Genomic DNA, 24528 nt, shown 5'->3' on the forward strand with positions numbered 1-24528 from the left:
CCGCGTCCTGGATAAAAAAGAACCCGCCATTTGGCGGGTTCTTTTTAACTAGCCACTAGACCCAGTCACTTTGTCCGACGATCTGGATGAAACCATTGGCTCCTTCCGTGAGGAGCTGATTTTCCTGAGAGTTGGTGAAATTGATCATTGCATCGCTACGACTCAGGCCAGCGTCGAGCTGTTGCGTCCAATGAGCGAGGCCGGCCGCCTCGCCATCTCGCCCGAGAATCGTCTGGTAGAGTTGATTGGCGAAGCCCTGATTGTCCACGGCGTTATAGCGCAAGGCGAACTCTTGTGACTGCGCAAAACCATTGGCAATGCTGGTGAAGGTTGCGCCATGGCTATTGGCGTTCAGCCAGTTTTGCAGACCATCGAAATCAGGTACCCGATCGAAGACCGTATAGAGACGTGCAATTTGTGCCTGGGCATCAGTCAATACGAAGACGTTCTTGTCCGTGAAGCTCAGCATGTTTATGTCGTTCAGTAGCATTCGGTCGCCTGAGCTGACATTGCTCAAGCTGAGAGTATTGGGACTAGCGAGGCTACGCTGATAGCCATTCGAGGCGCCTTCCAGGTAAAGGATGTCGCCACCTTGGTAGCCATATAGCTCAGTACTGTTGCCTGCATCGAAATCGAGCTGACTCTCATGAATCCGGTCGTTGTACTGGCTACCGAACGCAACGCCGTTCTGGATGACCGTATCGGTATCGGACCAGGCGCTATGGCTGACAATCTTGATGAATCCATCGCTGCCAGACGTTCGATTGATACTTTCCTGGGAGTTGGTGAACGCAACCATGGCGTCACCGCGACTCAGGCCTTGATTCAAGGCCTGAGTCCAATTCGCCAGACCGGCGCTGTCCGCTGTGCGCCCCAGGATGGTGCTATAGAGTTGCGAGGCGAACCCCTGATTATCTACGGCATTGTAGTGGTTGGCGAATTCTTGCGATTGCGAGAATGTAGAGGCGATGGTATTGAACGAAGTACCATGTTCATAGGCGTTTACCCAATTCTTCAAGCCGTTGAAGTCGGGAGTACGCCCAAAGACCGTATAGAGCCGAGCAATCTGTGCTTGGTCTGAGGTCATGAAATAGACCACCCAGTCTTGGAAGGCCAGCGCGTTGACATCGTTCAGTGACAGCTGCGTTTGATCGGCAAGATTGGTGACATGCACCTGGCCGCCATCGACCGAGTCCACGGTGATCTGGTAGTTGCTGTAATACCGATCCATCAACAGCGCATCGGCACCTTTGTATCCATATACCGAGGCCGAGTTGTTGACATAAGAGAGTTGATACTCGTACATCAGGTCATCGTGGTCACTACCACTGGTGACACCGGCCCCGACCGGGCGATGCAGGTACCCTTCGAGCAGTTGGTTATCGTTCCCGGATACGCTCTGGGCATACCAGGCCGCATTCTGTCCGCCGGTGGATGCATAGTAAGAACTGGAGCTGTCTCCTGCGGAAAGAACGCCGTCGATGACAGGTGTTCCCGAGCTCGTATCCAACAGAGGGCCGCCGGAGGCACCTGGCCCGAGAGCGGCCGACACGTCATAGGCCGAGGCATAGGGATAGACGGACGTGGCAGATCCGGTGGTCTGCATGAGGCCGTGTTGACTCCCCGGATAACCCAACAGGGTGGCTTGGAAGCTGCTGGTGGAATTTCCTACGGTCAGGACACCCCCCGTTGCCGCCGCGATGTCGACATCGAGTCCAATCAAGGCAAGGTCCTGACCGGATTCCTTGATCGTCAGCAGATGGTCGCCATCGGTATCCCAGTTGGTGGTCCGGCCAACCCAGTTGCTCGCCGAATAGGTTCCGAAAGGCGCTGAGAAGCTGCCGTCACTGTCGTCCACGAAGGCGCCAGGCGTGACCATCACCTTGGTTGCCCAACCACCATGGGTGTCGTCGAACACGACATGCAGGGCGGTGAGGACATCGTTGGTCCCTACGACGCTGCCCGAGCCCCTGGTGACCGTGCCATCCGGAAAGTAGGTTTGGATGTAGCAGACTTGTTTGTAGGGAGCGACCGAGCGGTCCGTGATCAACTGCATCATGGTTCATCCATGAAATGATAGGAGAGGCCCATGATAGCGCGGTCGGACGGCTATGGCGGGGCACTCGAACCCCTGAAACGGCAGCTCGTCGCTGTGTATCCAGCGGGATAAGAACGTTGATCACCTCTCCCGGCACTCAGGCCCAACTACTGTTACCGACCAGCTGGATGAATCCTCCGTCGCCCTGCGTCAGATTTTGATTTTCCACCGAGTTGGTGACGGCCATAAGGGTGTCGAGGCGGGTCGCACCTCGCTCCAGGCTATCCACCCAATGAGCGGCGCCCGTTGCCTCGGCCTCACGGTGCAGCACGGTGAGATACAGAGCGTTGACAAAATCGGTGTTGGTCAGGCTGCCGTAGCGCGTGGCGAACTCGGCGGACTGCATGAAGCCTTGAGCGATGGTGGCGAGACTTTCTCCCTGATGTGCCAGGCCTAACCAGCCATGCAGTCCTTCCATGTCAGGTGTCCGATCGAATGCCGTATAGAGCCTCGCCACCTGAGCCTGGTCACTCGTAAGCGCATAGACGTTACCGTCGATGAAACTCAGTACTTCAACGTCATGAACGGATATTGCCGCCGTTGTGGTCGTGGAGGTGAGCGTGAAGCTGGACTCGCCCGCCAACCCGGATGTCCTCGTATAACTGCCTGCTGGACCGGAGAGATGTAGAACGTCGAGTCCGCTATAGCCGAACACCTGCACGGCGTCCTTGCCTGTCTGGAGTAAGTCGGTCTCGTAGAGCTGATCGGCGAGCGCTGTACCCAGGACGAGATCGGGCTGGATCGACACCTCGTATGCTGACCAGGCGCTGTGGGTGACCACCTGCAAATAGCCTGAATCGCCTTCGCTGCGTTGGCTATTTTCGAGCGAATCAGTGAAGAACCGCATGGCCTCCTGCCGGCTGAGCCCCGCTTCGAGCTGAGCGATCCAGTGGGCAGCTCCTGCGCTGTCTTCTGCCCGATCGAGTACGGTGCCGTACAGGAGCGATACGAACTGGCTATTGCTGGTGCCACCGTAATGCGCAGTGAATTCGGCGGATTGCGCGAAACTGGAGAGGATGTTTTGAAAGCTCATGCCGTGCGCATGGGCGTTCAACCAGTTTTGTAATCCGTCCAAGTCCGGCGTTCTGCCTAGACCGCTGTACAGACGCGCGATCTGTGCCTGTTCATCACTCACGACATAGACTGTTCGATCCTGAAAAACCAAGGCATTAACGTCGTATAGTGAAAGATGGGCACCATTGTAGTGGTCCAACACCTGCAATCCTCCGCCCCTGGCGGTAAGGCTGTAATCTGCGTAAGCGCCACGCATGATCAGACTATCCGCCCCTTTATAGCCGTAGACGGAGGAGGAGTTGGAAGAGTCGTAGGCGAGACGAGTCTGTATCAGGCGGTCATCTTGATCGCTACCACTTGAAATGCCGGCTCCCATTGGCCGGTACGTACTGCTGGCATCGAGCAAGGCATCGTTGGCAGCAGCGGCCGTCTTATACCAGTTCAGATTGGCACCGGTCATCGCCGCGTAGATCGCATAGGTATAGGCACTGTCTCCCGCGGATAGCACACCGCTGACGGTCGGATTACCCTGGCTGGAATCGACGAGCGCCCCGCCTGAAGCTCCCACGCCAAGAGCACCATCGACCCGAAAGACGGATTCATTGGACAGGTAGGTGGCGTTTACCTGCTCCTGCATCAGACCGTTGCCCCGTACGGGATAACCAATGATGGTCCCGTTGAAATTCTGTTGGGCATCCGTGACCGCCAAACTGCCTGTCAGATTGGCCAGATTCAGATCGAAATTGAGCAGGGCGAGATCATGGCCGGATTCGGCGAGACTGGGAGTGCCGTCGTTATTGGTATCCCAGTTTGAGGAATAGCCCGTCCAGCTGGCGGCCGAATAGGTACCCAGGGGAGCGGAAAAGGTGCTGCCACTGATGATGGCACCTGGGGTCACGATGACCTGAGTAGCCCATCCACCGTGGTCAGCGTTATAGATGACATGCAGAGCGGTGAGTACATCGTTAGCACCTACTACGGTACCGGATCCGCGCAGCACGGTTCCATCGGCGTAGATGGCCTGAACGAAACAGCTTTCCTTGTAAGGAGAGGCACTACGATTGAGTACTTGGGCCATGGTCGGGTCCGTTCGTGGCAATGACCATGGATCATACAGAGGCAGTCGTATGACAGCGGCAGGGGGATCCGACGGAAGGAAAGCGGATGTGCGCGATCAGTACGAGAAATGCGGAAGCGTAGATGGTGCCGGCACCAGGAGTCGAACCCGGGACCTACTGATTACAAGTCAGTTGCTCTACCAGCTGAGCTATACCGGCAAGGGGGACGCCATTATAGCCATGGAAAAGCCCTTGTAAACCAAGGATGTGCGGCGGTTAAGGCTAGCGTAAGCCAGGCGCGGTTAAAATGAAGCGAAGAGCTTGCGAGGAGCCGCTGATGAGAACGAAGACCCTGGCCATCCTGGCCGCTGCCCTGGCGGGTTGTACCAGCCAGGCGAACCTCGAGCGCAATCCGCCGATGGAGCTGCGCACGGGCAAGAGTGCCGAGGACTATCGCGGCTGCCTGGTCGCCGGGCTGGAGAAGGACGGCCGCCATGTGTTGGTCCAGTCGCAGGGCAACAGTGGTCAGCGCGTGCTGGTGGACAGCAAGGTGCCGGGTGCCACGGCGGCGATCATCGACATCGGATCGGCGTCTCGCGGGACGCGGGTGGAGTTGCGCGAGCAGATGGCGAACAACCCACTGCGGCCGCGGACCATTCTGACGGCGGTAAAGGATTGTCTGTGAGCTGAGCTGCAGGGCGGTCCCTCACCCCGGCCCTCTCCCAAGGGGAGAGGGGGAAGAGCGGGTTGCCTTGCTAAGCCTTGGTCACACGGTTCGAGCATCTAGACCTAGATACAAGAAGGGCGCCCATGGGCGCCCTTCTTGCGTTCGGCTGCCGGGGATCAGGCGGCCGGCTGGTTGCGGCGTTGCGGGACCGGCTCGGCGGCGCGCTGGCCGCTGACGTCGCGTAGCGGGGTACCCCGGACCGGGGCGCCGTTGGCGACGTAGTAGGCGGCGTTGCTGCGCGGCAGCGGGGCGCGGCCGCGGATTTTGTCGGCGATCTTCTCGGCGAGCATGATGGTCGGGGCGTTGAGGTTGCCCGTCGCGATGATCGGCATGATGGAGGCGTCCACCACGCGCAGGCCTTCCAGGCCGTGCACGCGCCCGGCGCCGTCGACCACCGCCATATCGTCGGTGCCCATCTTGTTGGAGCAGGAGGGGTGGTAGGCGGTCTCGGCGTGGGAGCGCACGAAGGCGTCCAGCTGGGCGTCGGTCACGCAGTCGCGGCCCGGGTTGATCTCTTCACCACGATAGGGATCCAGCGCCGGCTGCTGCATGATCTCGCGGGTCAGGCGGATGCCGTCGCGGAATTCGCGCCAGTCCTGCTCGGTGCTCATGTAGTTGAACAGGATGCTGGGGTGCTGGCGCGGATCACGCGAGGTCAGTTCGATGCGGCCGCGGCTGGGCGAACGCATGGAGCCGACGTGGGCCTGGAAGCCATGGGCCTCGATGGCGTTGGTGCCGTTGTAATTGATGGCGATCGGCAGGAAGTGGTACTGGATGTTGGGCCAGTCGAACTCCTCGCTGGAGCGGATGAAGCCGCCCGCCTCGAAGTGGTTGGTGGCGCCCAGGCCGGTGCCCTTGACCATCCATTCCAGGCCGATCTGCGGCTGGTTGTACCACTTGAGCGCCGGGTACAGCGACACCGGCTGCTTGCACTCGTACTGGAGGTACATCTCCAGGTGGTCCTGCAAGTTCTGGCCGACGCCGGGCAGGTCGTGGACCAGCGGGATGTCGAAGCGCCGCAGCAGCGGCGCGGGACCGACGCCGGAGCGCTGCAGGATCTGCGGCGAGGCGATGGCACCGGCGCAGAGCAGCACCTCGCGGCGGGCGCGCACGGTGATGGCGTCCAGGGAGTCGCCCTTCATGTAGGCCACGCCGCTGGCGCGCTTGCCGTCGAAGAGGATGCGGTCGGTGGTGGCATGGGTGACGATGGTCAGGTTCGGCCGACCCTTGGCCTGGTCCAGGTAGCCACGGGCGGTGCTGGAGCGACGGCCGTCGGGGGTGACGAAGCGGTCCATCGGGCCGAAGCCTTCCTGCTGGTAGCCGTTGAGGTCTTCGGTACGCGGATAACCGGCCTGGACCCCGGCCTCGACCATGGCTTCGAACAGCGGATTGGTGTTCGGCTTGGCGGTGGTCACCGAGACCGGGCCCTCGCCGCCGTGCCAGTCGTTGGCACCGGCATCGCGCTTCTCGGCCTTGCGGAAGTAGGGCAGGCAGTCGAGGTAGCTCCAGTCTTCCAGGCCGTCGAGCTGGGCCCAGTTGTCGTAGTCCAGGGCGTTGCCGCGGATGTAGCACATGCCGTTGATCAGCGAGGAGCCACCCAGGCCCTTGCCGCGGCCGCATTCCATCCGGCGGTTGTCCATGTGCGGCTCGGGCTCGGTCTGGTACGCCCAGTTGTATCTCTTGCCCTGCAGCGGAAAGGCCAGGGCGGCCGGCATCTGGGTGCGGAAGTCCAGGCGGTAGTCGGGGCCGCCGGCTTCCAGCAGCAGGACGGTGACGTCCTGGTCTTCGGTCAGCCGGGTGGCGAGGACGTTGCCGGCCGAGCCGGCGCCGATGACGATGTAGTCGAATTCGTGTGCCATGAAAGTTCTCCTCCTGACGGTGGGTGGGGGCTTGGGCCCCAGCCCCGGACCCTCTCCGGCGGAGAGGGGAGAAAAGCGCTGCGCGAGCGGCTTAGAAGATCGAGGCGTAGTCGCCCAGCTCGACCTGCACCGACTTGATGCGGGTGTAGTGGCCGAGGGTGGTGAGGCCGTTCTCGCGACCGACGCCGGACTGCTTGTAGCCGCCCACCGGCATTTCGGCCGCCGATTCGCCCCAGGTGTTGATCCAGCAGATACCGGCCTCCAGGCGATGGATGATCCGGTGGGCGCGGGCCAGGTCACGGGTGACCACGCCGGCGGCCAGGCCGAATTCGGTGTCGTTGGCGCGGCGCACCACCTCGTCCTCGTCGGCATAGGCCAGGATGCTCATGACCGGGCCGAAGATCTCTTCGCGGGCGATGGCCATGTCGTCGCGGCAATCGGTGAAGACGGTGGGGGCGACGAAGTTGCCCTTGGCCAGTTCACCCTGGGTGACACGCTCGCCACCGATCAGCAGACGGGCGCCTTGGGCCTGGCCCTGGGTGATGTAGCCCAGCACCTTTTCCAGGTGCGGGGTGCTGACCAGCGGACCGAAGTTGGTCTCGGCCGCCAGGGGGTCGCCCAGCTTGATGCGCTTGACCCGCTCCACCACCTTGGCCTCGAAGTCGGCCTTGAGCGCCTGGGGCACGAAGACCCGGGTGCCGTTGGTGCAGACCTGGCCGGAGCTGAAGAAGTTGGCCATGACGGCGATGTCGGCGGCGCGGTCCAGGTCGGCGTCGTCGCAGACGATCAGCGGCGACTTGCCGCCCAGCTCCATGGTGACTTCCTTGAGCGTCGAGCCGGCGGCGCTGGCCATGACCTTCTTGCCGGTGGCGACGCCGCCGGTGAAGGAGATCTTCTCGATGCCGGGATGCTCGGTCAGGGCGACGCCCACCTCGTGCCCCACGCCATTGACCACGTTGAAGACGCCAGCGGGCAGGCCCGCCTCGGTGTAGATCTCGGCCAGCTTCAGCGCGGTCAGCGGGGTGACCTCGCTGGGCTTGAAGATCATGGCGTTGCCGGCGGCCAGGGCTGGCGCGGATTTCCATAGGGCGATCTGGATCGGGTAGTTCCAGGCACCGATGCCGGCGACCACGCCCAGCGGCTCGCGGCGGGTATAGACGAAGGAGGTCTCGCGCAGCGGGATCTGCTCGCCTTCCAGGGCCGGAACCAGGCCGGCGTAGTACTCGAGCACGTCGGCGCCGGTGACGATGTCCACGGCCTGGGTCTCGGACAGGGCCTTGCCGGTGTCCAGGGTTTCCAGCAGGGCCAGCTCGTCGTTGCGCTCGCGGAGGATGTCCACGGCCTTGCGCAGGATCCGCGAGCGCTGCATGGCGGTCATCGCGGCCCAGACCTTCTGGCCGGCGGCGGCGGCGGCCACTGCCTGGTCCACGTCGGCGCGGCTGGCGCTCTGCACCACGGCGAGCACCTCGCCGGTGGCGGGATTCAGGGTTTCGAAGGTGGCACCACCGGTGGCGGCGACATAGCGGCCACCGATGTACAGCTGCTGTTCGGCGAAACGGGCCATGGACGTTCTCCCAAGCTGGGCGGGCGCCGTGGCACCCGCGAGGAACACAGGGGGCGCGAAAGACGGATCTCTCTGCGCCAGCGATGAAGCCAGTCTACTTAATTTTTATTGAACGTTCAATCAATGAAAAATTCAGAGACGTCGCGAAGCAGGGCGACGGGCGGGCCAGAGCGGTTCGATCGGGTAGCGGGGCGGCGGGCAGCGCGGGAGGGGAGTCCCCGGCCGGTAGCAGCCGGCAGGGGCGGCGGGAGCGGGGTCAGGCCTTGGCCAGTTGCAGGTCCAGGTAGTCGTAGGCGATCTGCAGGGCTTGCTGGGTGTCGAAGGTGTCGCCGGAAAGGGCGCCGCGCAGCCAGAGGCCGTCGATGATGGCGGCCAGGCCCTTGGCCGAGGCGCGGGCCTGCTCGTGGGGCAGCAGGCGGCGGAATTGCCAGCAGAGGTTGGAGTAGAGGCGCAGGTCGTTGATGCGTTGCAGGCGACGCAGGTTTGGCTGGTGCATGCTGGTGGCCCAGAATGCCAGCCAGGTCTTCATGGCCGGACCGCTCACCTGGGTGTCGTCGAAGTTGCCCTGGATGATGGCGCGCAGGTTGGCGGCGGGGTCGTCACCGGGCAGGGCGGCGCGGCGCTCGCGCACGGCCTGGCGCAGGGCATTCATCAGATGCCGCATGGTGGCTTCGAGCAGGCCGTTCTTGTCTTGGAAGTAGTGGCTGATGATGCCATTGGAGACGCCGGCCTTGCGGGCGATGAAGGCGATACTGGCGTCGCCCATGCCGACTTCGTCGACGGCTTCGAGGGTCGCGGCGATGAGCTGCGAGCGGCGGATGGGCTGCATCCCGACCTTGGGCACGGGGCATCTCCTGAGAAGGCGGAAGGAGCCTCCGAGGGTAACTATTTTTTATTGAACGTTCAATCAATAAAAATGGTCACTGCCTCCTGGATTGTGCCCTGGGTGAAGCGCCAGTACCAGTCCTGACAGGTGGTTACTTTTAATAACCGCCCGGAAGGCGTAGGCTGGAGTCAGTTCTGCTTCGAGGATCGCCATGGACGCCGTGGTCAGTCGTATCTCCAGTCGTCGCCGCCTGCATGCCCATGCCTGCCCCATCCGGGACGTGCTGGACCGGATCGGCGACGCCTGGTCGTTATTGACGCTCTTTACCCTGGAACCCGGCCCGCTGCGCTTCAACGAATTGCGCCGCCGGGTCGACGGCATTTCCCAGCGCATGCTCAGCGTCACCCTGCGCCAGTTGGAGCGCGATGGCCTGGTGTCTCGCACAGTGACGCCGACCAAGCCGCCCCAGGTGGAATACGCCCTCACCGAACTGGGCCAGAGCCTGATGGTGCCGGTGGGCGCCCTGGCCACCTGGGCCTCCGCGAAGCAGCCTCTCATTCAGCGCCACAGGGCGGCCTACGATCAGGCCGCCGAGGAGATCCCTGATGACCCGTCTCTCTAAGACCGCCCTGTCGGTCCTCGACCTCGCTCCCATCCGCGACGATGGTGATGCGGCCCAGGCGCTGCACAACGCCCTGGACCTGGCGCGCCATGTCGAGCAACTGAAGTTCTCCCGCTACTGGGTGGCCGAGCACCACAACATGGATGGCATCGCCAGCTCGGCGACGGCCGTGCTGCTGGGCTATCTGGCCGCGGGCACCAGTACCCTGCGGCTGGGCTCCGGCGGCATCATGCTGCCCAACCATGCGCCCCTGGTGGTGGCCGAGCAGTTCGGCACCCTGGCCTCGCTGTATCCGGGCCGCATCGAACTCGGCCTGGGCCGGGCACCGGGCTCTGATCAGCGCACCGCCTACGCGTTGCGCCGCGATCGGCTGGGCAGCTCCGACGACTTCCCGCGGGACGTGGAGGAGCTGCAGCACTACTTCGGGCCGCAGCAACCCGGCCAGGGTGTGATCGCCATGCCCGGCGCGGGTACCGAGGTGCCGATCTGGCTGCTGGGGTCCAGTCTGTTCAGTGCCCAGCTGGCGGCGGCCAAGGGCCTGCCCTATGCCTTCGCCTCGCACTTCGCGCCGCGCTACGTGCACGAGGCGATCCGCCTGTATCGCGAGAACTTCAAGCCGTCCAAGGTGCTCGACCGCCCCTATGTGATGCTCGGGGTGCCCCTGGTGGCCGCCGACAGCGACGAGGAGGCCAACTACCTGGCCACCACCGTCTACCAGCGCATCCTGGCCCTGTTCCGGGGCGACACCATGCGCCTGCAACCGCCGGTGCGGAGCATGGAAGGGGTGTGGTTGCCGCACGAGAAGGAGTCGGTGTCGAGCTTCCTCGGCATGGCGGTGATCGGCGGCCCGGACAAGGTCCGCGAGCGCCTGGAGCTCCTCCTGGAGAAGACCGATGCCGACGAGCTGATCTTCACCTGCGACGTCTACGAACAGGCGGATCGCCTGCGCGCCTTCTCGATCCTGGCGGATCTGAAGGGCGGTTGATGGGAGCTGGGTGTGTTGGGCTTCGCTGCGCTCAACCCAACCTACGCGAGCCGTAGGTTGGGTTGAGACGGCTCCATCGTCGAAGCCCAACAGGCCCAAGATGAAAAAGCCGACCCTTTCTAGCGGTCGGCTTTTTCCTGTCTGCAGGAAGGCAGGTGCTTCCCCTTGTTGGGCTTCGCTGCGCTCAACCCAACCTACGCGAGCCCCGTAGGTTGGGTTGAGACGGCATCATCGTCGAAGCCCAACAGGCCCAAACGAAAAAGCCGACGCTTTGTAGCGGTCGGCTATTTTGTGTTCGCAGCTTGGGAGTGTGCTGCCTCTAGTTGGGCTTCGCTGCGCTCAACCCAACCTACGCGTGCGTAGCGTGGAAAACCGCGCCAGCGTTTTCCACTGGCGGCTAACCGGTTCGCACTGTGGATAAGGCTGCGCCGTTATCCACGCTACAAGGCTGGGCTAATTACAGGAAGGTGAAGACCTGCTCGCGGGTCAGGCGGGACTTGGGCAGGGCGGCGTTGAAGTCGCTCTCGCCGCGATAGCCCAGGCCGACCACCACCAGGGCGCTGTAGCCCTGTTCGCGCAGGCCGAGTTCCTGGTCCAGGCTGTTGGCGTCGAAGCCTTCCATGGGGGTGGCGTCGATGCCGAGGGCGGCGGCGCCCAGCAGCAGGGTGCCCAGGGCCAGGTAGGTCTGCTTCTCCATCCAGTGCTGCACGTCCTTGCGCTCATGGCGATGCAGGTCGACGAAGTGGCGCCGGGTGCCGTCCTGGGTGGCGCGCGCCTCGGGCTTGGCGAAGCGGCCGTCCTGGGCTTCCTGCTCCAGCACCTGGGCCAGGTGGCCTTCGGTCATCTCCAGGCGGGTGCATAGCACGATGACGTGGGAGGCCGGCAGCACCTTGGGTTCGTTGTAGGGACTCTGCATGCCCTTGGCGATGCGCGCCTTGGCCGCGGCGCTGGCGGCGACCACGAAGTGCCAGGGCTGGGAGTTGACCGAGGACGGCGCCTGGCGCAGCAGCTCCAGCAATTCCTCGACCTGCTCGGCGGGGATGCTGCGGGAGCCGTCGAAGGCCTTGGTGGTGTAGCGGGTGCGGGCGATCTGGGACAGCTGCATGGGTAACTCCTGATCGGATCAGTGGGTAGGGGCCGGCTGCGCGTCGACCTTGACGCGGAACAGGCTGTAGGGCTTTTCGCGCAGGTCCTGGCCGTTATGGAACAGGGCCTGGCGGTGGAGCTGGTTGGCGGTGAAATAGAGATAGCCGTCCGGGCCGAGGCTCAGGGTGTCGGGCCAGAGCACGCGCGGATCGTGCACCAGGGTCTTCCAGCTGCCGTCGGCCTGGCGCTGGCGGATGGCGTTGTGCTCGTAGTCACCGGCGTAGACGCGTCCCTGGGCATCGGCTTCGAGGCCGTCGGAAGCGCCTTTCTCGCCGAGGTCCTGCACGCCGGCGCGGACCTGGGCCTCGCTGGCGGCGGGATCGCGCAGCAGGGCGGTGGGCACGGCATAGAGGTGGCGGCTGGACAGCGGGCTGAAGTAGAGGGTGCCGCCGTCCGGCGCGAGGGCGATGCCATCGCTGGCGATGGCCGGGCGGCTGGTGCTGCCATCGGCTTGCCGGATCAGCAGGTACTCGCCTTCCACCACCGGGGCGAAGCTGGGATCGACGTTGGCCTGGGGCGTGCCGGTCAGGCGTCGCTGGGCCTGGCCGGTGGCGAGGTCGAGGACGATGAGTCCGCCCGGAGGCGCCGAGTCGGTGACATAGGCGACCCCGGCGCGACCGACGCGAAAGTCGAAGCGCACGTCGTTGACGTAGCTCTTGGGTTCGAGCACGGAAGCGGGAAAGACCAGGGTCTTCACCACCTTGTTGGTCTTGAGGTCGATGGCCACCAGCTTGGCGCCGCCGGCCTTGGGCGCGGCGAAGCCGGGGGCGGCGGTATCCAGCACCCAGAGGTGGCCGCGCCCATCGGCGACCACGCTCTGCACGCTGATGAAGCCCTGCTCGGGGTGCCCGGGCGTCTCGACGTTCAGCGCGGCGTCCGGATAGGGCACTGCCTGGCCGTCCTTGAGTTCGGCGACGGTGAAGGGCACCTGGTCGCCCCAGCGCGGATAGTTGACGAAGATCCGGCCGGTCTCGCTGACGGTGACCCCGGTGGGCATGGCGTCGCGGAAGGCGAAGACCTGCTCCAGCTGGCCGAGGTTGCGTTCCTGCGGCAGCGGCGCGGCCTGGGCCGTGAGGTTACCCGCGGCCAGGGCGACCGCCAGGGTGAGGGCGTGGAGGCGGGACATCAGAAGCCCTCCAGCACGAGCTTGCCGCGCGCCTGGTGGCTTTCCAGCTGGGCATGGGCGCGGCGCAGGTTGGCGGCGTCGATGCGGCCCAGGTGCTCGCCCAGGGTGGTCTTGAGGGTGCCCTGGTCGATCAAGCCGGCGACGCGCTCGAGGATCTCGTGCTGGCGCACCTTGTCCGGGGTCTGGAACAGCGAGCGGGTGAACATCAGTTCCCAGTGCAGCGACAGCGACTTGGCCTTCATCGGCACCACGTCGAGTTGCGCCGGATCGTCGATTACCCCGAGGCGACCATGGGGCCGCAGGACATCCACCAGCTGGGAGAAATGCACATCGGTATGGGTCAGGCTGGCCACCAGAGTCACGCCGTCCAGGCCCAGGGCTTCCAGCTGGGGGCGCAGCGGCTGGTGGTGATCGATGACGTGGTGGGCGCCACGCTCCCGTACCCAGTCCTGGGTCTCGGCACGCGACGCGGTGCCGATCACCGTCAGCTCGGTCAGCTGGCGAGCCAACTGCACCAGCACGGAGCCGACGCCACCCGCCGCGCCCATCACCAGCAACTGCTGGCCGGCGCCGCCGCCCTCGGCCACGCCCAGGCGATCGAACAGCAATTCCCAGGCGGTAATGGCGGTCAGCGGCAGGGCCGCGGCCTGGGCGTGGTCCAGGCTCCTGGGCTTGTGCCCGGCCAGGTGCTCGTCGACCAGGTGCAGCTCGCTGTTGCAGCCGGGGCGGAACAGTTCGCCGGCGTAGTAGACCTCATCGCCCACGGCGAAGCGGCTGACCGCGCTGCCTACCGCCCGGACCACGCCGGAGACGTCCCAGCCCAGCACCTTGGACTCGCGCTGCACCAGGCCCTGGCGCACCTTGGTGTCCACCGGGTTGACCGAGACGGCGCGGACTTCCACCAGCAGGTCGTGGGCTTCCGGGGTGGGATCGGGCAGCACGGCGTCCTGCAGGGCGCGGGGATCGCTGGCGGGCAGGCTGGTGTCACCGTGGACGATGGCTTTCATGGGCGGGTTCCTTTGTACGATAAGAAGACGTGGGACCATGGTCGTCTTCATTCTGTGCCGGAAAAAGCGGCAGAATCGGATAGCACCTTCACCATGGGAGTGAAAATGATCCGCTTCGACGACCTCGGCCTCTTCGTGCGCTCCGCCGCCCTCGGCAGCTTTTCCCGCGCGGCCCGCGAGGCAGACCTGTTGCCGGGGCAGGTGAGCGCCGCCATCGGCCGGCTGGAGCGCGACCTGGGCATTCGCCTGTTCGCCCGTTCGACCCGCAGCCTGAGACTCACCGCCGAGGGTGAGGCCTACCTGCCCTATGCCCGGGAGGTGCTGGAGACGCTGCGCGAGGGGCGCGAACGCCTGCAAGGGGAGAGTCCAGAGCTGCGTGGCGTGCTGCAGGTGGCGGCGCCTTCGGACCTGGGACGCAACCTGTTGCTGCCCTGGCTGGCGGACTTTCGTCAGCGCCATCCGGGCCTGACCCTGCGGCTGTACGTCTCCGACCAGCAGGCCGACGTCTATCGCGATCCGGTGGACATCGCCATTCGCTACGGGCGCAGCCAGGACGACAGCCTGGTGGCCCTGCCGTTGGCGCCCGACAACCACCGCCTGCTGGCGGCGGCGCCGGCCTACCTGGCCCGCCAGGGCACGCCGCGCAGCCTGGACGACCTGGCGCGGCACGCCTGCCTGCTCTATCAGCTGCATGGCCGCACCTACGACAAATGGAGCTTCCCGCTGCCCGAGGGCGGCCAGCGCCAGGTGAGCGTCAGTGGACCGCTACAGAGCGACGATGCCGAGGTGGTGCGGCGCTGGGCGGTGGCCGGGGAGGGCATCGTCTACAAGTCCTGGCTGGACATGAGGGACGACCTGGCGACCGGCCGGCTGGTGCGGGTGCTGCCCGGACAGCCCGGCGAGCCGCTGCCGCTGCAGCTGTTCTGTCCGCATCGCCGACAGTTCTCCCCGGCGGTCAGGCAACTGCATGGCTGGCTGGCCGAGCGTTTCGCGGCCCTGGGTGCTCAGCCCTGAACGAAAAAGGGGTGGCTTCCGCTAGGAAGCCACCCCTGGGGTAGCGCAGGGAGCTATTGCAGGTGCTGCTTGAGCAGCTGGCCGGCCTGGGTCAGGGCAGCCTGGACCTCGGGTACCTTGGCCAGGGCGTTGAGCAGACCGTAGTCGTGGATCATGCCGTTGTAGCGCACCTGGACCACGTCGACCCCGGCGGCATTGAGCTTGCGTGCATAGGCTTCGCCCTCGTCACGCAGGACATCGTTCTCCGCGGTCTGCACCAGCGCCGGCGGCAGGCCCTTGAGCTGGGCCTCGCTGGCCCGCAACGGCGAGGCGTAGACGTTAGCGCGCTCGGTCTCACTAGTGGTGTAATTGTCCCAGAACCACTTCATCATGTTGCGGGTGAGGAAGCGTCCTTCGGCATAGGCCTGGTAGGAAGCGTTGTCGAAGCTGGCATCGGTCACCGGCCAGAACAGCACCTGATAGCGCAGCTTGGGCGTGCCCTTGTCCTTGGCCATCAGGCTGACCACCGCGGCCATGTTGCCACCGACGCTGTTGCCGGCCACGGCCAGGCGACTGCCGTCGACGTCGATCTCCTTACCATGCGTGGCGACCCACTGGGTGGCGGCATAGGCCTGGTCGATGGCTACCGGGAAGTGGGCTTCCGGGCTCGGCGTGTAGTTGACGAACACCGCCGTGGCGCCCGAGGCGACCACCAGGTCACGCACCAGGCGCTGGTGGGTGGGGAAATCACCCAGCACCCAGCCGCCGCCGTGGAAGAACATGAAGGCCGGCGTCTGCCCCTTGGCGTTCGCCGGGCGGACGATGGTCAGCTGCAGCGGCTTGCCGTCGACCTGGATGGTCTTTTCGCGGGTCTTGACCCCTGAGAGATCGACCTTGACGCCGGACTGGGCGCCGGACAGCACCGCGCGGGCGTCCTTGGGGCTCAGGGTTTCCAGGGGTTTGCCACCGCTGCCGTTGAGGGCGTCGACGAAACCCTGGGTGGTGCGTTCCAGGGCCGGATCGGGCTGGGGCGCGGCGAAGGCGCTACCCAGGGCCAGGGTGAGCGCGGAAAGGCCAAGCAGACGAGCGAAGGTACGCATGACGGATGACTCCTCGAACGGGAAAGACCGGGCGCCTCGGGGGCGAGGCGCCGGCAGCGCGGTGAGCCTCAGGCTAGGGTCAGGCGCACGTCCACGTTGCCGCGGGTGGCGTTGGAGTAGGGGCAGACCTGGTGGGCCTTCTCGACCAGGTCTTCGGCCACGGCGCGGTCCAGGCCCGGCAGGCTGATGGTCAGCTCGACGTCCAGGGCGAAGCCGGTGGGGATCGGGCCGATGCCGACCTGGGCGGTCACGCTGACGTCAGCCGGAACGGCGATCTTTTCCTTGGCACCGACGAACTTGAGCGCGCCGATGAAGCAGGCCGAATAGCCGGCGGCGAAGAGTTGCTCGGGGTTGGTGCCGGAACCGCCGGCGCCGCCCAGCTCCTTGGGCGTGGACAGCTGGACGTCCAGGGCCTTGTCGCTGCTGATGGAACGGCCGTCACGGCCGCCGGTGCTGGTGGCGGAAGCGGTGTAGAGGATGTTCATGGCAAGCTCCTGGGTTGGATATCGCGATAACTGAATGGTCGGGCGTTAACCGAGAGGGGAGGCCCGGGTACGGATTTAAGTTATCGCGATATTTGTTATCGCGCAAATATAATTTCAGGCCCAGGCGACCAGTGGCAGTGGCGGGTTTTTAACGCTCCAGCTTGGAACGCAGTGCCATGAGGTTCTCGCGCAGCTCGGTCATCTCCGCATCCCCCAGCGCGCAGTAGCCGCCGATGGTGCCGTTGATCTTGCGCGCCCGCTCGCGCAGGGCGCGGCCTGGCGCGGTGAGTTCGATGGACAGGTTGCGCTCGTCCTCGGCACTGCGCTGGCGCGTCACGTAGCCTTCGGCTTCGAGGCGCTTGAGGACCGGGGTCAGGGCCCCGGAGTCCTGGTGCAGCCGGCGCGCCAGCTCCTTGAGCGGCAGATGGTCGTTTTCCCAGAGCACCAGCATCATCAGGTACTGCGGGTAGGTCAGGCCCACCTCCTCGAGCAGCGGCTTGTACACCTTGGTCATGGCCAATGAGGTGGAGTACAGCGCGAAGCAGAGCTGCTGATCGAGAAGGAGCGGGTCTTTGCTGGTCATGGAGGTCTCGTCACGGCAAATGAGAAATGATTCTACCCCGAGCATTTGGGTAGCATAGCCTTTCGCCTTCAGACCCCGCGGTTTTCATGCGTATCCATGTGACTTTCATCGACCGTGTCGGTATCACCCAGGAGGTCCTGGCCCTGCTCGGTGCGCGCAACCTCAACCTGGACGCGGTGGAGATGGTGCCGCCCAACGTCTACATCGACGCGCCGACCCTGAGCGCGGCGGTGCTGGAGGAGTTGCGCGCCGCCCTGCTGACCGTGGTGGGGGTCGAGGCGGTACGGGTGGTGGACATCCTGCCCGGCCAGCGGCGCACCCTGCAGCTCGATGCGCTGCTCGCCGCCATGGCCGATCCGGTGCTGGCGGTGGATGGCGAGGGGCGCATCCTGCTGGCCAATCCGGCCTTCGCCGCCCTGGCCGGCGAAGGCGCCGGCAATACCCTGGGCGAACTCTTCAACGATGCCGAGCTGCCCGCCGAATTGCTGGCCCAGGGCTTTCGCCTGCCGCTGCGCGAGGTGGTGCTGCGTGGCCAGGCGCTGTTGCTGGACGCCACGCCCATCGGTGAGCCCGTGGGCGGCCTGGCCGGCGGCCTGCTGACCCTCTATGCGCCCAGTCGCATCGGCGGCCGGCTCTCGGCGCTGCGCCACGATACCCCCGAAGGCTTCGATTCGCTGCTCGGTGACTGCGCCGCCATCCGCACCCTCAAGGCCCGGGCGCAGCGCCTGGCGGCCCTCGAGGCCCCCCTGCTGATCCTCGGCGAGACCGGCACCGGCAAGGAGCTGGTGGCGCGCGCCTGCCACGCCGCCAGTGCCCGTCGCGACGCTCCCTTCCTGGCGCTGAACTGCGCGGCGCTGCCGGAAAGCCTGGCCGAAAGCGAGCTGTTCGGCTACGCCCCGGGCGCCTTCACCGGCGCCCAGCGCGGCGGCAAGCCGGGGCTACTGGAGCTGGCCGACCAGGGCACGGTGTTCCTCGACGAAGTCGGCGAGATGTCGCCCTACCTGCAGGCCAAGCTGCTGAGATTCCTGTCCGACGGCACCTTCCGCCGGGTCGGCGGGGCCCACGAGACCCAGGTCAACGTGCGCATCCTCGCCGCCACCCACCGTGACCTCCAGGCCATGGTGGCCGCCGGGACCTTCCGCGAAGACCTCTTCTACCGCCTCAACGTGCTCAGCCTGCAGGTGCCGGCGCTGCGCGAGCGCGGCCAGGACATCCTGCTGCTGGCGCGGCACTTCCTGCAGCAGGCCTGCGCCCAGATCGGCCGCCCGCCCTGTCGGCTGGCCCCGGCCACCTATGGCGTGCTGCTGGGCAACGCCTGGCCGGGGAACGTACGCCAGCTGCAGAACATCCTCTTCCGCGCCGCCGCCATCAGCGAGAGCGGCCAGATCGACATCGACGACCTGGACCTGGCCGGTACCGCGGTGGCGGGGCGGGTGGAGACCGAGGTCAGTACCCTGGAGGCGGCGGTGCAGGGCTTCGAGGCCGCCCTGCTGGAACGGCTCTATCCCCAGCATCCCTCCAGCCGCCAGTTGGCCGCGCGCCTGCAGACCTCCCACTCGGCCATCGCCATGCGCCTGCGCCGCTACGGTATTCCACGGCGAGACTAGCGCGCAGGCTTCAAGTTTCATCGGTGCAGCCCGATAAAGCTCAGATCACGTCGTGCTCGGACGGGAGGGCTTCGTGGCGAGCAACTTCCTGCAATGCTTGTTACTCGGTCTGTTGCTGGCCTGCACGGGTGTCCGTGCGAGCGAAATCCAGGTGGTGACCGAGGATTATCCACCGTTCAGCCTGGTCCAGCCGGATGGCCGGGTGACCGGCTATTCGGTCGAGCTGGTGCGCCTGCTGCTGGCCCGGGCGGAGCTCGCCGGCGAGCCGCAGGTCATGCCCTGGGCCCGCGCCTTCGCCCAGGCCCAGGAGCGCCCCGGCGTGCTGATCTTCTCCATGGCGCGGCTGCCCGAGCGAGAGGCGCTGTTCGAGTGGGTGGTGCCCCTCACCGAGACCAATCTCTGCCTGTTCAGCTGGCAGGGTCGCGTCCCGCCCTTCGCCAGTCTGGAGGCGGCCCGGGGCCGGCAGATCGCCACGGTCAATGGCGATGCCGGCGAGCGCATCCTGCTGGCGCAGGGGTTCGCCATCGGACGCGAGCTGCAGTCCAGCGCGCACTACAGCCTTAATCTGGAGAAACTCAAGAGCGGGCGGGTCGACTTGTGGATCGCCAACCGGGCGGTGGCCGACTACCTGGCCCGCCAGGCCGGCTACGAGCCCAGGCAGGACCTGGTGCAGGCCTATTGCGTGCCGCCCTATCCCCTGTACCTGGCAGCCAGCCTGAACACCGCGCCCGAGCTGGTGGCGCGGCTGCGGGCGGCCTTCGCCAGTCTGCAACAGGACGGGACGCTGGACGACCTTCGGCGGCGCTGGCTATGAGCGGCGTCCGCACGCACCGCTCGCTGGGTAATCGCCTGGCGCTGATGACGGTGGTGTTCTGTCTGCTGTTTTCCGCGGTCACGGCCGGGCTGCGTACCTGGAACATCTGGGAGCAGAACCGGCTGGGCATGGAGGCCGAGCTGCAGCTGCTGGAGCAGGTGTACCAGTCGACCCTGGCCAAGGCCATCTGGGAGCTGGACAAGCCCGCGGTACAGGCGCACCTGGACGGCGCCCTGCGCGTCGCCTCGGTCGGACGCATCGAGCTGCGACTGGCCGGGCATGGCAAGGAGGTCGAGGTCCAGGCCCGCCAGCGTGACGACTGGATGGCCTCGAGCCTGGCACCGAGTCGCTATTGCGAGCTGGTCTACAGCCCTTATCCCGGCGGGCGCGAGGTGCTTGGCGAGCTGCTCATCCAGGGCAACGAGCCCCTGCTCTGGAACGAATTGCGCGACAGCGTGGCTGGCACCCTGCTGACCCAGGTCATCCTGGCCCTGCTGCTCGCCGCCCTGGTCAGCCTGGCCTTCAATCGCCTGGTGACCCTGCACGTCCGGCGCATCGCCCGGCACCTGTCGCGGTTGACGGCCGCCACTCTCGCCGCGCCCCTGGGCCTGCAGCGGCCGGCCCGGCACGACGAACTGGACCTGCTGGTGAGCGGCATCAATACGCTGCAGGGCAACCTGGCGGGCTACCTCGCCCAGCAGCATCGTCACGAGGAAGAGCTGGCCGCCCATCGCGACCGCCTGGCGGACCGGGTGCGCGAGCGCACGGCGGAGCTGGAGGCGCTGGCGGCCGCCCAGCAGACCATCCTCGGGCTGTCCAACCAGCTCATCAATGCGCCCTGCGGCCAGTTCGACCGGCACTGCCAGGTCTGCCTGCAGGAGGTGGCCCAGCGGCTGGGGACGCGGCAGGCCTTCTGGTTCAAGCGCCACGCCCAGGAGGCCGCGTATCGGCTGTACCAGGGCTGGTCCGACGCGGCCGAGCCGGCGCTGGGCATGCTGCTGCCGACCCCTTGCGGCGAACGCCTGGAGACCCTGCTGGAGCCCGAGGTACCTGGCATCTTCGCCAGTCGCGAGGCGCTCGTCGCGGCCCTCGGTGACGCGGCGGCGCCCTTGCTGGCGCTGGGCAACGAAGCCCTGGGCCTGGTCCACCTGCGCACCGCCGACGACGAGTACGGACTGCTGCTCTTCGGCCGTGACCTGGCGGGCGACTGGCGCACCGATGAACGCGCCCTGATCAACATGACCACCCAGCTGCTGTTGCACGCCTCTCACCACCAGGCGCAACTGCGCGACCTGCTGGCCTCCCAGGAGGCCCTGCGCAGCGCCAATGCGCGGCTGGAAGAGCTGTCGCTCAGCGATCCGCTCACCGGCCTGCCCAATCGACGCTGCTTCGACGAAACCGAGCACGTGGAATTTCGCCGCGCCCAGCGCTCCGGGCAGCCGCTCTCGCTGCTGGTCTGCGACGTCGATTTCTTCAAGCCCTACAACGACACCTATGGCCATGCCCAGGGCGACCTCTGCCTGCAGCAGGTGGCCACCGCCATGCGCCAGGTCGTGGTCCGCGCCGGCGATCTGGTGGCGCGCATCGGTGGCGAGGAATTCGCGGTCCTGTTGCCGGCGACCGACCTGGAGGGCGCCGGCGAGATGGCCGAGCGCCTGCGCCGGGCCGTGCTGGCGCTGGGGATCGTCCATGGCGGATCGACGGCCGCCGGCCAGGTCACCCTGAGCATCGGCTATGCCGCCTTGACCGCGGACATTCCCGATTTCGCCACCCTCATGGGTACTGCCGACCGGGCGCTCTACCAGGCCAAGCGCCTGGGACGCAATCGCAGTTGTCACCTGCAGGAGGAGGTATCCCTATGAAGCATCCCGTGCTGCTCGCCTTGCTCGTGCTGGTACTGCTGGGCCAGGGCGTGGAGGCGGCCACCGTGCGCGCCGTCACCGAAGACACCTCCTTCAGCCGGATCGTCGACGGCCGGGTGGGCGGGCCGGCGACCGCGGTGGTGGAGCGCACCCTGGCGCAGGCGGGTATCGATGACTACCGGGTGGAGCTCTATCCCTGGGCCCGCGCCTATGACCTGGCGCTGCACGAGCCGGGGGTGCTGATCTACCTCATCGCCCGGACCCCGGCCCGCGAAGCCCACTTCCAGTGGGTGGGGGAGGTGCTGCGCCTGCGCTACTACTTCTATCGGCTGGCGACGCGCGAGGATGTCCAGATCGAGCGTCTCGACGAGGCACGGCCCTATCGCCTGGGCGTGATGCGCGACGATGTGCGCCACCAGTACCTGCAGACACTGGGCTTCCCGCGGCTGGTGGTGTCCGGCCAGCAGCAGGACAACTTCAGCCGGCTGCTCAGCGGCCAGGTCGATGCCCTGCTCCTGCCGGAGCTGGATGCTGTCCACCTCTGTCAGGCCGCTGGCAGCGCCTGCCCGGGGTTGCGCCGCCTGGCGGCCCTGGAAGACCTCGATACCCCGCTGTACATGGCGTTCAGCGCGACCACCCCGGCGCCCCTGGTAGAGCGCCTGCGCGAGGCCTTCGACCGGCTCAAGGCCAGCGGCGAAGTCGCGCGGCTGCTGGAGCAGTCGAACGAGCCCTAGCTATCCGCGGTGCCCCAGGTCGCTCGGCACCACCTCGCCTGCAGCGGCCGAACGCTATCGGTGGCTCGCGGAGCGGCCAGGCGGCAAGGACTCCCGTACCCGTGGCGGCAGACCTTCTCCACCAAGGCTTCCCCTTGCGATTGATTCGTATTAACGTAACGTTATTACATATCAACCAGGGAGTCCGACAACATGAAAGTCCTCGCCTCGCTCAAACAGGCCAAACTCCGGCACCGTGACTGCCAGGTGGTCAAGCGCCGAGGGCGGATCTATGTGATCTGCAAGAGCAATCCGCGCTTCAAGGCGCGCCAGGGTAGCGCCAAGAATCGCCGCAAGGGCTGAGCGGGCGAGGCTCATACCCCGGCGCTGGGTTGGGCCGGGCAGCGCGTATCGTGAAGATGCGCGCTGCCCTCCTTACGGTCGCCTCAGCGCAGCACGTTGGTCTTGGCCAGGTCCATCACCTCGCTGCCACGGCCGCTCATCACCGCGCGCAGCATATAGAGGCTGAAGCCCTTGGCCTGGGCGGCCTGGATCTTCGGCGGCAGCGACAATTCCTGCTTGGCGATGCGCACGTCCACCAGCGCCGGGCCGGGATGGGCGAAGGCCTCTTCCAGGGTGGCGTCCAGCAGGCTCGCCGACTCCACCTTCCAGCCGCGCACGCCGCAGGCTTCGGCGACCTGGGCGAAGTCGACGGCGGCGAGATCGGTGGTCTCGTCGAGCATTCCGGCGGCCTTCATCTCCATGGCGACGAAGCCCAGGGTGGCATTGTCGTAGACGATGACCTTGACCGGCAGCTGCTCGCTGGCCAGGGTCGCCAGCTCACCCAGCAGCATGGACAGGCCGCCATCGCCGGCCAGGGCCACCACCTGGCGGCCGGGATAGGCCGCCTGCAGGCCCATGGCCTGGGGCAGGGCGTTGGCCATGGAGCCGTGGGTGAAGGAGCCGGCCAGCTTGCGCTCGAAGTTCATCGCCAGGTAGCGCGCCGCCCAGACCGTGGGGGTGCCGACATCGCAGGTGAAGAGGGCGTCCGCCGCGGCCAGTTCGCTGACGCGAGTAGTGAGGTACTGCGGATGCAGCGGCTCGCCATCGGCGGTGGCGGTGGCCAGGTCGTCCAATTCGGCGCGGGTCTTGCGGTAGTGCTGCTGGGCCTTTTCCAGGAAGCGGCTGTGGCTGTTGGGCTGGAGTTTCGGCAGCAGGGCGTCGAGGGTGGCGCGGACGTCCCCTACCAGGCCCTTGAGCAGCGGGGTACGCACGCCCAGATGAGCCCCGCGTACGTCGATCTGCACCACCCGGCCATGGTCCGGAAAGAAGTTGCGATAGGGGAAGTTGCTGCCCAGCATCAGCAGCAGGTCGCATTCCTTGAGCGCGTGATAGCCGGAGGAAAAGCCGATCAGCCCGGTCATGCCCACGCCATAGGGGTTGGCATACTCGATATGGGCCTTGCCGCGCAGGGCGTGGACCACCGGCGCCTGCAGCCGCTCGGCCAGGGCCACTACCTGGGCATGGGCACCGGCGCAGCCGGCGCCGCAGAGCAGGGTGATGCGCTTCTCGCCGGCCAGCAGCTCGGCCAGGGCGTCCAGTTCGGCGTCCGGCGGTACCACTACCGGGCGTACCGGCTCGCTCCACTGGACCTCCTTGATCGGCGCCTCGGCCAGCGCCACGTCGCCGGGAATCACCACCACCGACACCGAGCGGTTGAGGATGGCCGAGCGCATGGCGGTCTCGAGGATGCGCGGCAGTTGCTCGGGGTGGGAGACCACCTCGCAGAAGTCGCTGCAGTCGCGGAACAGGCGTTCCGGGTGGGTCTCCTGGAAGTAGCCGAGGCCGATCTCGCTGGAGGGAATCTGAGCAGCGATGGCCAGTACCGGCGCGCCGCTGCGCTGGGCGTCGAACAGGCCATTGATCAGGTGCAGGTTGCCCGGACCGCAGGAGCCGGCGCAGACCGCCAGGCGCCCGCTGGTATCGGCGGCCGCGCTGGCGGCGAAGGCGGCGGCCTCTTCGTGACGCACGCCGCGCCAGCGGATGCGTCCCCGGCTGCGCAGGCTTTCGGTGAGGCCGTTGAGCGAATCGCCCGGCAGGCCCCAGATGGTGTCCACACCAGCGGCTTCGAGGGTGGCGACGAGCAGATCGGCAACGGTTTTCACAGCCATGACAGAGACTCCAGGCAAGGGGTGGGGGAGGGCAGAGCCGCTTGGCAGAGGTCTTGTTGTGCTCTCTTGGGCCGGCGAAGCGGGGTGGAAGTTCGCGACCGCCTCGCCGTTTCGCCGGGCGAACGGTCGGCCCGACTCCGTCCGCTACGGCGATAATCGCGGCCGGCT

General features: G+C 66.1%; 21 protein-coding genes and 1 tRNA gene. 9 read left to right on the plus strand and 13 right to left on the minus strand.

Features of this window, described 5'->3' with window-relative positions; genetic code table 11:
• Window positions 1-55: 55 nt before the first annotated feature.
• The 3 genes from FSV73_RS13560 to FSV73_RS13570 form a co-directional block, all read right to left on the minus strand.
• Window positions 56-2059, minus strand: a complete 2004-nt coding sequence (locus tag FSV73_RS13560) for a DUF4214 domain-containing protein (RefSeq protein WP_145008377.1) — start codon at window positions 2057-2059, stop codon at window positions 56-58.
• A 136-nt stretch (window positions 2060-2195) separates the two neighbouring features.
• Entirely contained in the window at window positions 2196-4190 is a 1995-nt protein-coding gene (locus FSV73_RS13565) for a DUF4214 domain-containing protein (RefSeq protein ID WP_145008378.1), read from the minus strand.
• Between the two features lie 123 nt (window positions 4191-4313).
• Window positions 4314-4389, minus strand: a tRNA-Thr gene (locus FSV73_RS13570).
• A gap of 118 nt (window positions 4390-4507) precedes the next feature.
• Between FSV73_RS13570 and FSV73_RS13575 the strand changes: the two genes are divergently transcribed.
• Complete coding sequence (locus FSV73_RS13575; protein WP_145008379.1) at window positions 4508-4855, plus strand: hypothetical protein; 348 nt, start codon at window positions 4508-4510, stop codon at window positions 4853-4855.
• A gap of 158 nt (window positions 4856-5013) precedes the next feature.
• Here FSV73_RS13575 and betA read toward each other — a convergent pair whose 3' ends face one another.
• From betA to betI, 3 genes are all read right to left on the minus strand, one after another.
• Window positions 5014-6756, minus strand: a complete 1743-nt coding sequence (betA, locus tag FSV73_RS13580; protein ID WP_145008380.1) for a choline dehydrogenase — start codon at window positions 6754-6756, stop codon at window positions 5014-5016.
• 91 nt (window positions 6757-6847) lie between these two features.
• Window positions 6848-8320 (minus strand): betaine-aldehyde dehydrogenase, encoded by a 1473-nt coding sequence (betB, locus tag FSV73_RS13585; RefSeq protein ID WP_145008381.1) that lies wholly within the window; start codon window positions 8318-8320, stop codon window positions 6848-6850.
• 256 nt (window positions 8321-8576) lie between these two features.
• Window positions 8577-9164: a transcriptional regulator BetI gene (gene betI, locus FSV73_RS13590; RefSeq protein ID WP_145008382.1), complete on the minus strand. Its 588-nt coding sequence runs from the start codon at window positions 9162-9164 to the stop codon at window positions 8577-8579.
• A 193-nt stretch (window positions 9165-9357) separates the two neighbouring features.
• Here betI and FSV73_RS13595 point away from each other — a divergent pair, with 193 nt between their 5' ends.
• Both FSV73_RS13595 and FSV73_RS13600 read left to right on the plus strand, forming a co-directional pair.
• A complete protein-coding gene (locus tag FSV73_RS13595; protein ID WP_145008383.1) occupies window positions 9358-9768 on the plus strand; it encodes a winged helix-turn-helix transcriptional regulator in 411 nt (136 codons plus the stop codon).
• The gene (locus FSV73_RS13600; RefSeq protein ID WP_145008384.1) at window positions 9752-10753 is read left to right on the plus strand and encodes an LLM class flavin-dependent oxidoreductase; all 1002 of its coding nucleotides are present in this window, start codon (window positions 9752-9754) and stop codon (window positions 10751-10753) included. Before FSV73_RS13595 ends, FSV73_RS13600 begins: the two co-directional genes overlap by 17 nt.
• Before the next feature lie 457 nt (window positions 10754-11210).
• Here the strand turns inward: FSV73_RS13600 and nfsB are convergent, their stop codons facing one another.
• Genes nfsB through FSV73_RS13615 form a run of 3 tightly spaced genes read right to left on the minus strand, consistent with a single transcriptional unit; the run spans window position 11211 to window position 14032 of the window.
• The gene (gene nfsB, locus FSV73_RS13605) at window positions 11211-11858 is read right to left on the minus strand and encodes an oxygen-insensitive NAD(P)H nitroreductase (protein WP_145008385.1); all 648 of its coding nucleotides are present in this window, start codon (window positions 11856-11858) and stop codon (window positions 11211-11213) included.
• Window positions 11859-11876: 18 nt separating this feature from the next.
• Entirely contained in the window at window positions 11877-13025 is a 1149-nt protein-coding gene (locus FSV73_RS13610; protein ID WP_145008386.1) for an L-dopachrome tautomerase-related protein, read from the minus strand.
• Window positions 13025-14032 (minus strand): zinc-binding alcohol dehydrogenase family protein, encoded by a 1008-nt coding sequence (locus FSV73_RS13615; protein WP_145008387.1) that lies wholly within the window; start codon window positions 14030-14032, stop codon window positions 13025-13027. Before FSV73_RS13615 ends, FSV73_RS13610 begins: the two co-directional genes overlap by 1 nt.
• Window positions 14033-14137: 105 nt before the next feature.
• Here FSV73_RS13615 and FSV73_RS13620 point away from each other — a divergent pair, with 105 nt between their 5' ends.
• Window positions 14138-15046: a LysR family transcriptional regulator gene (locus FSV73_RS13620; protein WP_145008388.1), complete on the plus strand. Its 909-nt coding sequence runs from the start codon at window positions 14138-14140 to the stop codon at window positions 15044-15046.
• A gap of 53 nt (window positions 15047-15099) precedes the next feature.
• Here FSV73_RS13620 and FSV73_RS13625 read toward each other — a convergent pair whose 3' ends face one another.
• The 3 genes from FSV73_RS13625 to FSV73_RS13635 all read right to left on the minus strand — a co-directional run bounded on the left by FSV73_RS13625 (window position 15100) and on the right by FSV73_RS13635 (window position 17193).
• A complete protein-coding gene (locus FSV73_RS13625; protein ID WP_145008389.1) occupies window positions 15100-16125 on the minus strand; it encodes an alpha/beta hydrolase in 1026 nt (341 codons plus the stop codon).
• 68 nt (window positions 16126-16193) lie between these two features.
• Window positions 16194-16610, minus strand: coding sequence for an organic hydroperoxide resistance protein (locus FSV73_RS13630; RefSeq protein WP_145008390.1), 417 nt, complete (start codon window positions 16608-16610; stop codon window positions 16194-16196).
• Between the two features lie 148 nt (window positions 16611-16758).
• Window positions 16759-17193, minus strand: a complete 435-nt coding sequence (locus FSV73_RS13635; RefSeq protein ID WP_145008391.1) for a MarR family winged helix-turn-helix transcriptional regulator — start codon at window positions 17191-17193, stop codon at window positions 16759-16761.
• Window positions 17194-17279: 86 nt separating this feature from the next.
• Between FSV73_RS13635 and FSV73_RS13640 the strand changes: the two genes are divergently transcribed.
• From FSV73_RS13640 to ykgO, 5 genes are all read left to right on the plus strand, one after another.
• Complete coding sequence (locus tag FSV73_RS13640) at window positions 17280-18800, plus strand: sigma-54-dependent transcriptional regulator (protein WP_145008392.1); 1521 nt, start codon at window positions 17280-17282, stop codon at window positions 18798-18800.
• Between the two features lie 73 nt (window positions 18801-18873).
• A complete protein-coding gene (locus FSV73_RS13645) occupies window positions 18874-19614 on the plus strand; it encodes a substrate-binding periplasmic protein (protein WP_186309231.1) in 741 nt (246 codons plus the stop codon).
• Window positions 19611-21476 (plus strand): GGDEF domain-containing protein, encoded by a 1866-nt coding sequence (locus FSV73_RS13650; RefSeq protein ID WP_145008394.1) that lies wholly within the window; start codon window positions 19611-19613, stop codon window positions 21474-21476. The genes FSV73_RS13645 and FSV73_RS13650 overlap by 4 nt, the downstream gene beginning before the upstream one ends.
• Window positions 21473-22210 carry a substrate-binding periplasmic protein gene (locus FSV73_RS13655; RefSeq protein WP_145008395.1) on the plus strand — a complete coding sequence of 246 codons (738 nt, stop codon included), beginning with the start codon at window positions 21473-21475 and terminating at the stop codon, window positions 22208-22210. Before FSV73_RS13650 ends, FSV73_RS13655 begins: the two co-directional genes overlap by 4 nt.
• A 192-nt stretch (window positions 22211-22402) precedes the next feature.
• On the plus strand, window positions 22403-22552 hold the full coding sequence (gene ykgO / locus FSV73_RS13660) for a type B 50S ribosomal protein L36 (protein WP_145008396.1): 150 nt from the start codon (window positions 22403-22405) through the stop codon (window positions 22550-22552).
• 83 nt (window positions 22553-22635) lie between these two features.
• On the opposite strand, the gene poxB is transcribed toward ykgO, so the two are convergent.
• The gene (gene poxB, locus FSV73_RS13665) at window positions 22636-24360 is read right to left on the minus strand and encodes a ubiquinone-dependent pyruvate dehydrogenase (protein WP_145008397.1); all 1725 of its coding nucleotides are present in this window, start codon (window positions 24358-24360) and stop codon (window positions 22636-22638) included.
• Window positions 24361-24528: the final 168 nt, after the last annotated feature.

Source organism: Pseudomonas oryzihabitans (genome assembly GCF_007665395.1).
Lineage (GTDB): Bacteria > Pseudomonadota > Gammaproteobacteria > Pseudomonadales > Pseudomonadaceae > Chryseomonas > Chryseomonas psychrotolerans_C.

Bases quoted from the DNA above. Each gene is read 5' to 3' on its own strand.
- FSV73_RS13635 (WP_145008391.1), bottom strand. From the start codon at position 17,193: ATGACCAGCAAAGACCCGCTCCTTCTCGATCAGCAGCTCTGCTTCGCG.
- FSV73_RS13655 (WP_145008395.1), top strand. From the start codon at position 21,473: ATGAAGCATCCCGTGCTGCTCGCCTTGCTCGTGCTGGTACTGCTGGGC.
- FSV73_RS13560 (WP_145008377.1), bottom strand. From the start codon at position 2,059: ATGATGCAGTTGATCACGGACCGCTCGGTCGCTCCCTACAAACAAGTC.
- betB (WP_145008381.1), bottom strand. From the start codon at position 8,320: ATGGCCCGTTTCGCCGAACAGCAGCTGTACATCGGTGGCCGCTATGTC.
- FSV73_RS13630 (WP_145008390.1), bottom strand. From the start codon at position 16,610: ATGAACATCCTCTACACCGCTTCCGCCACCAGCACCGGCGGCCGTGAC.
- FSV73_RS13615 (WP_145008387.1), bottom strand. From the start codon at position 14,032: ATGAAAGCCATCGTCCACGGTGACACCAGCCTGCCCGCCAGCGATCCC.
- poxB (WP_145008397.1), bottom strand. From the start codon at position 24,360: ATGGCTGTGAAAACCGTTGCCGATCTGCTCGTCGCCACCCTCGAAGCC.
- FSV73_RS13625 (WP_145008389.1), bottom strand. From the start codon at position 16,125: ATGCGTACCTTCGCTCGTCTGCTTGGCCTTTCCGCGCTCACCCTGGCC.
- FSV73_RS13610 (WP_145008386.1), bottom strand. From the start codon at position 13,025: ATGTCCCGCCTCCACGCCCTCACCCTGGCGGTCGCCCTGGCCGCGGGT.
- FSV73_RS13650 (WP_145008394.1), top strand. From the start codon at position 19,611: ATGAGCGGCGTCCGCACGCACCGCTCGCTGGGTAATCGCCTGGCGCTG.
- nfsB (WP_145008385.1), bottom strand. From the start codon at position 11,858: ATGCAGCTGTCCCAGATCGCCCGCACCCGCTACACCACCAAGGCCTTC.
- FSV73_RS13620 (WP_145008388.1), top strand. From the start codon at position 14,138: ATGATCCGCTTCGACGACCTCGGCCTCTTCGTGCGCTCCGCCGCCCTC.
- FSV73_RS13600 (WP_145008384.1), top strand. From the start codon at position 9,752: ATGACCCGTCTCTCTAAGACCGCCCTGTCGGTCCTCGACCTCGCTCCC.
- FSV73_RS13565 (WP_145008378.1), bottom strand. From the start codon at position 4,190: ATGGCCCAAGTACTCAATCGTAGTGCCTCTCCTTACAAGGAAAGCTGT.
- ykgO (WP_145008396.1), top strand. From the start codon at position 22,403: ATGAAAGTCCTCGCCTCGCTCAAACAGGCCAAACTCCGGCACCGTGAC.
- FSV73_RS13595 (WP_145008383.1), top strand. From the start codon at position 9,358: ATGGACGCCGTGGTCAGTCGTATCTCCAGTCGTCGCCGCCTGCATGCC.
- FSV73_RS13640 (WP_145008392.1), top strand. From the start codon at position 17,280: ATGCGTATCCATGTGACTTTCATCGACCGTGTCGGTATCACCCAGGAG.
- betA (WP_145008380.1), bottom strand. From the start codon at position 6,756: ATGGCACACGAATTCGACTACATCGTCATCGGCGCCGGCTCGGCCGGC.
- FSV73_RS13575 (WP_145008379.1), top strand. From the start codon at position 4,508: ATGAGAACGAAGACCCTGGCCATCCTGGCCGCTGCCCTGGCGGGTTGT.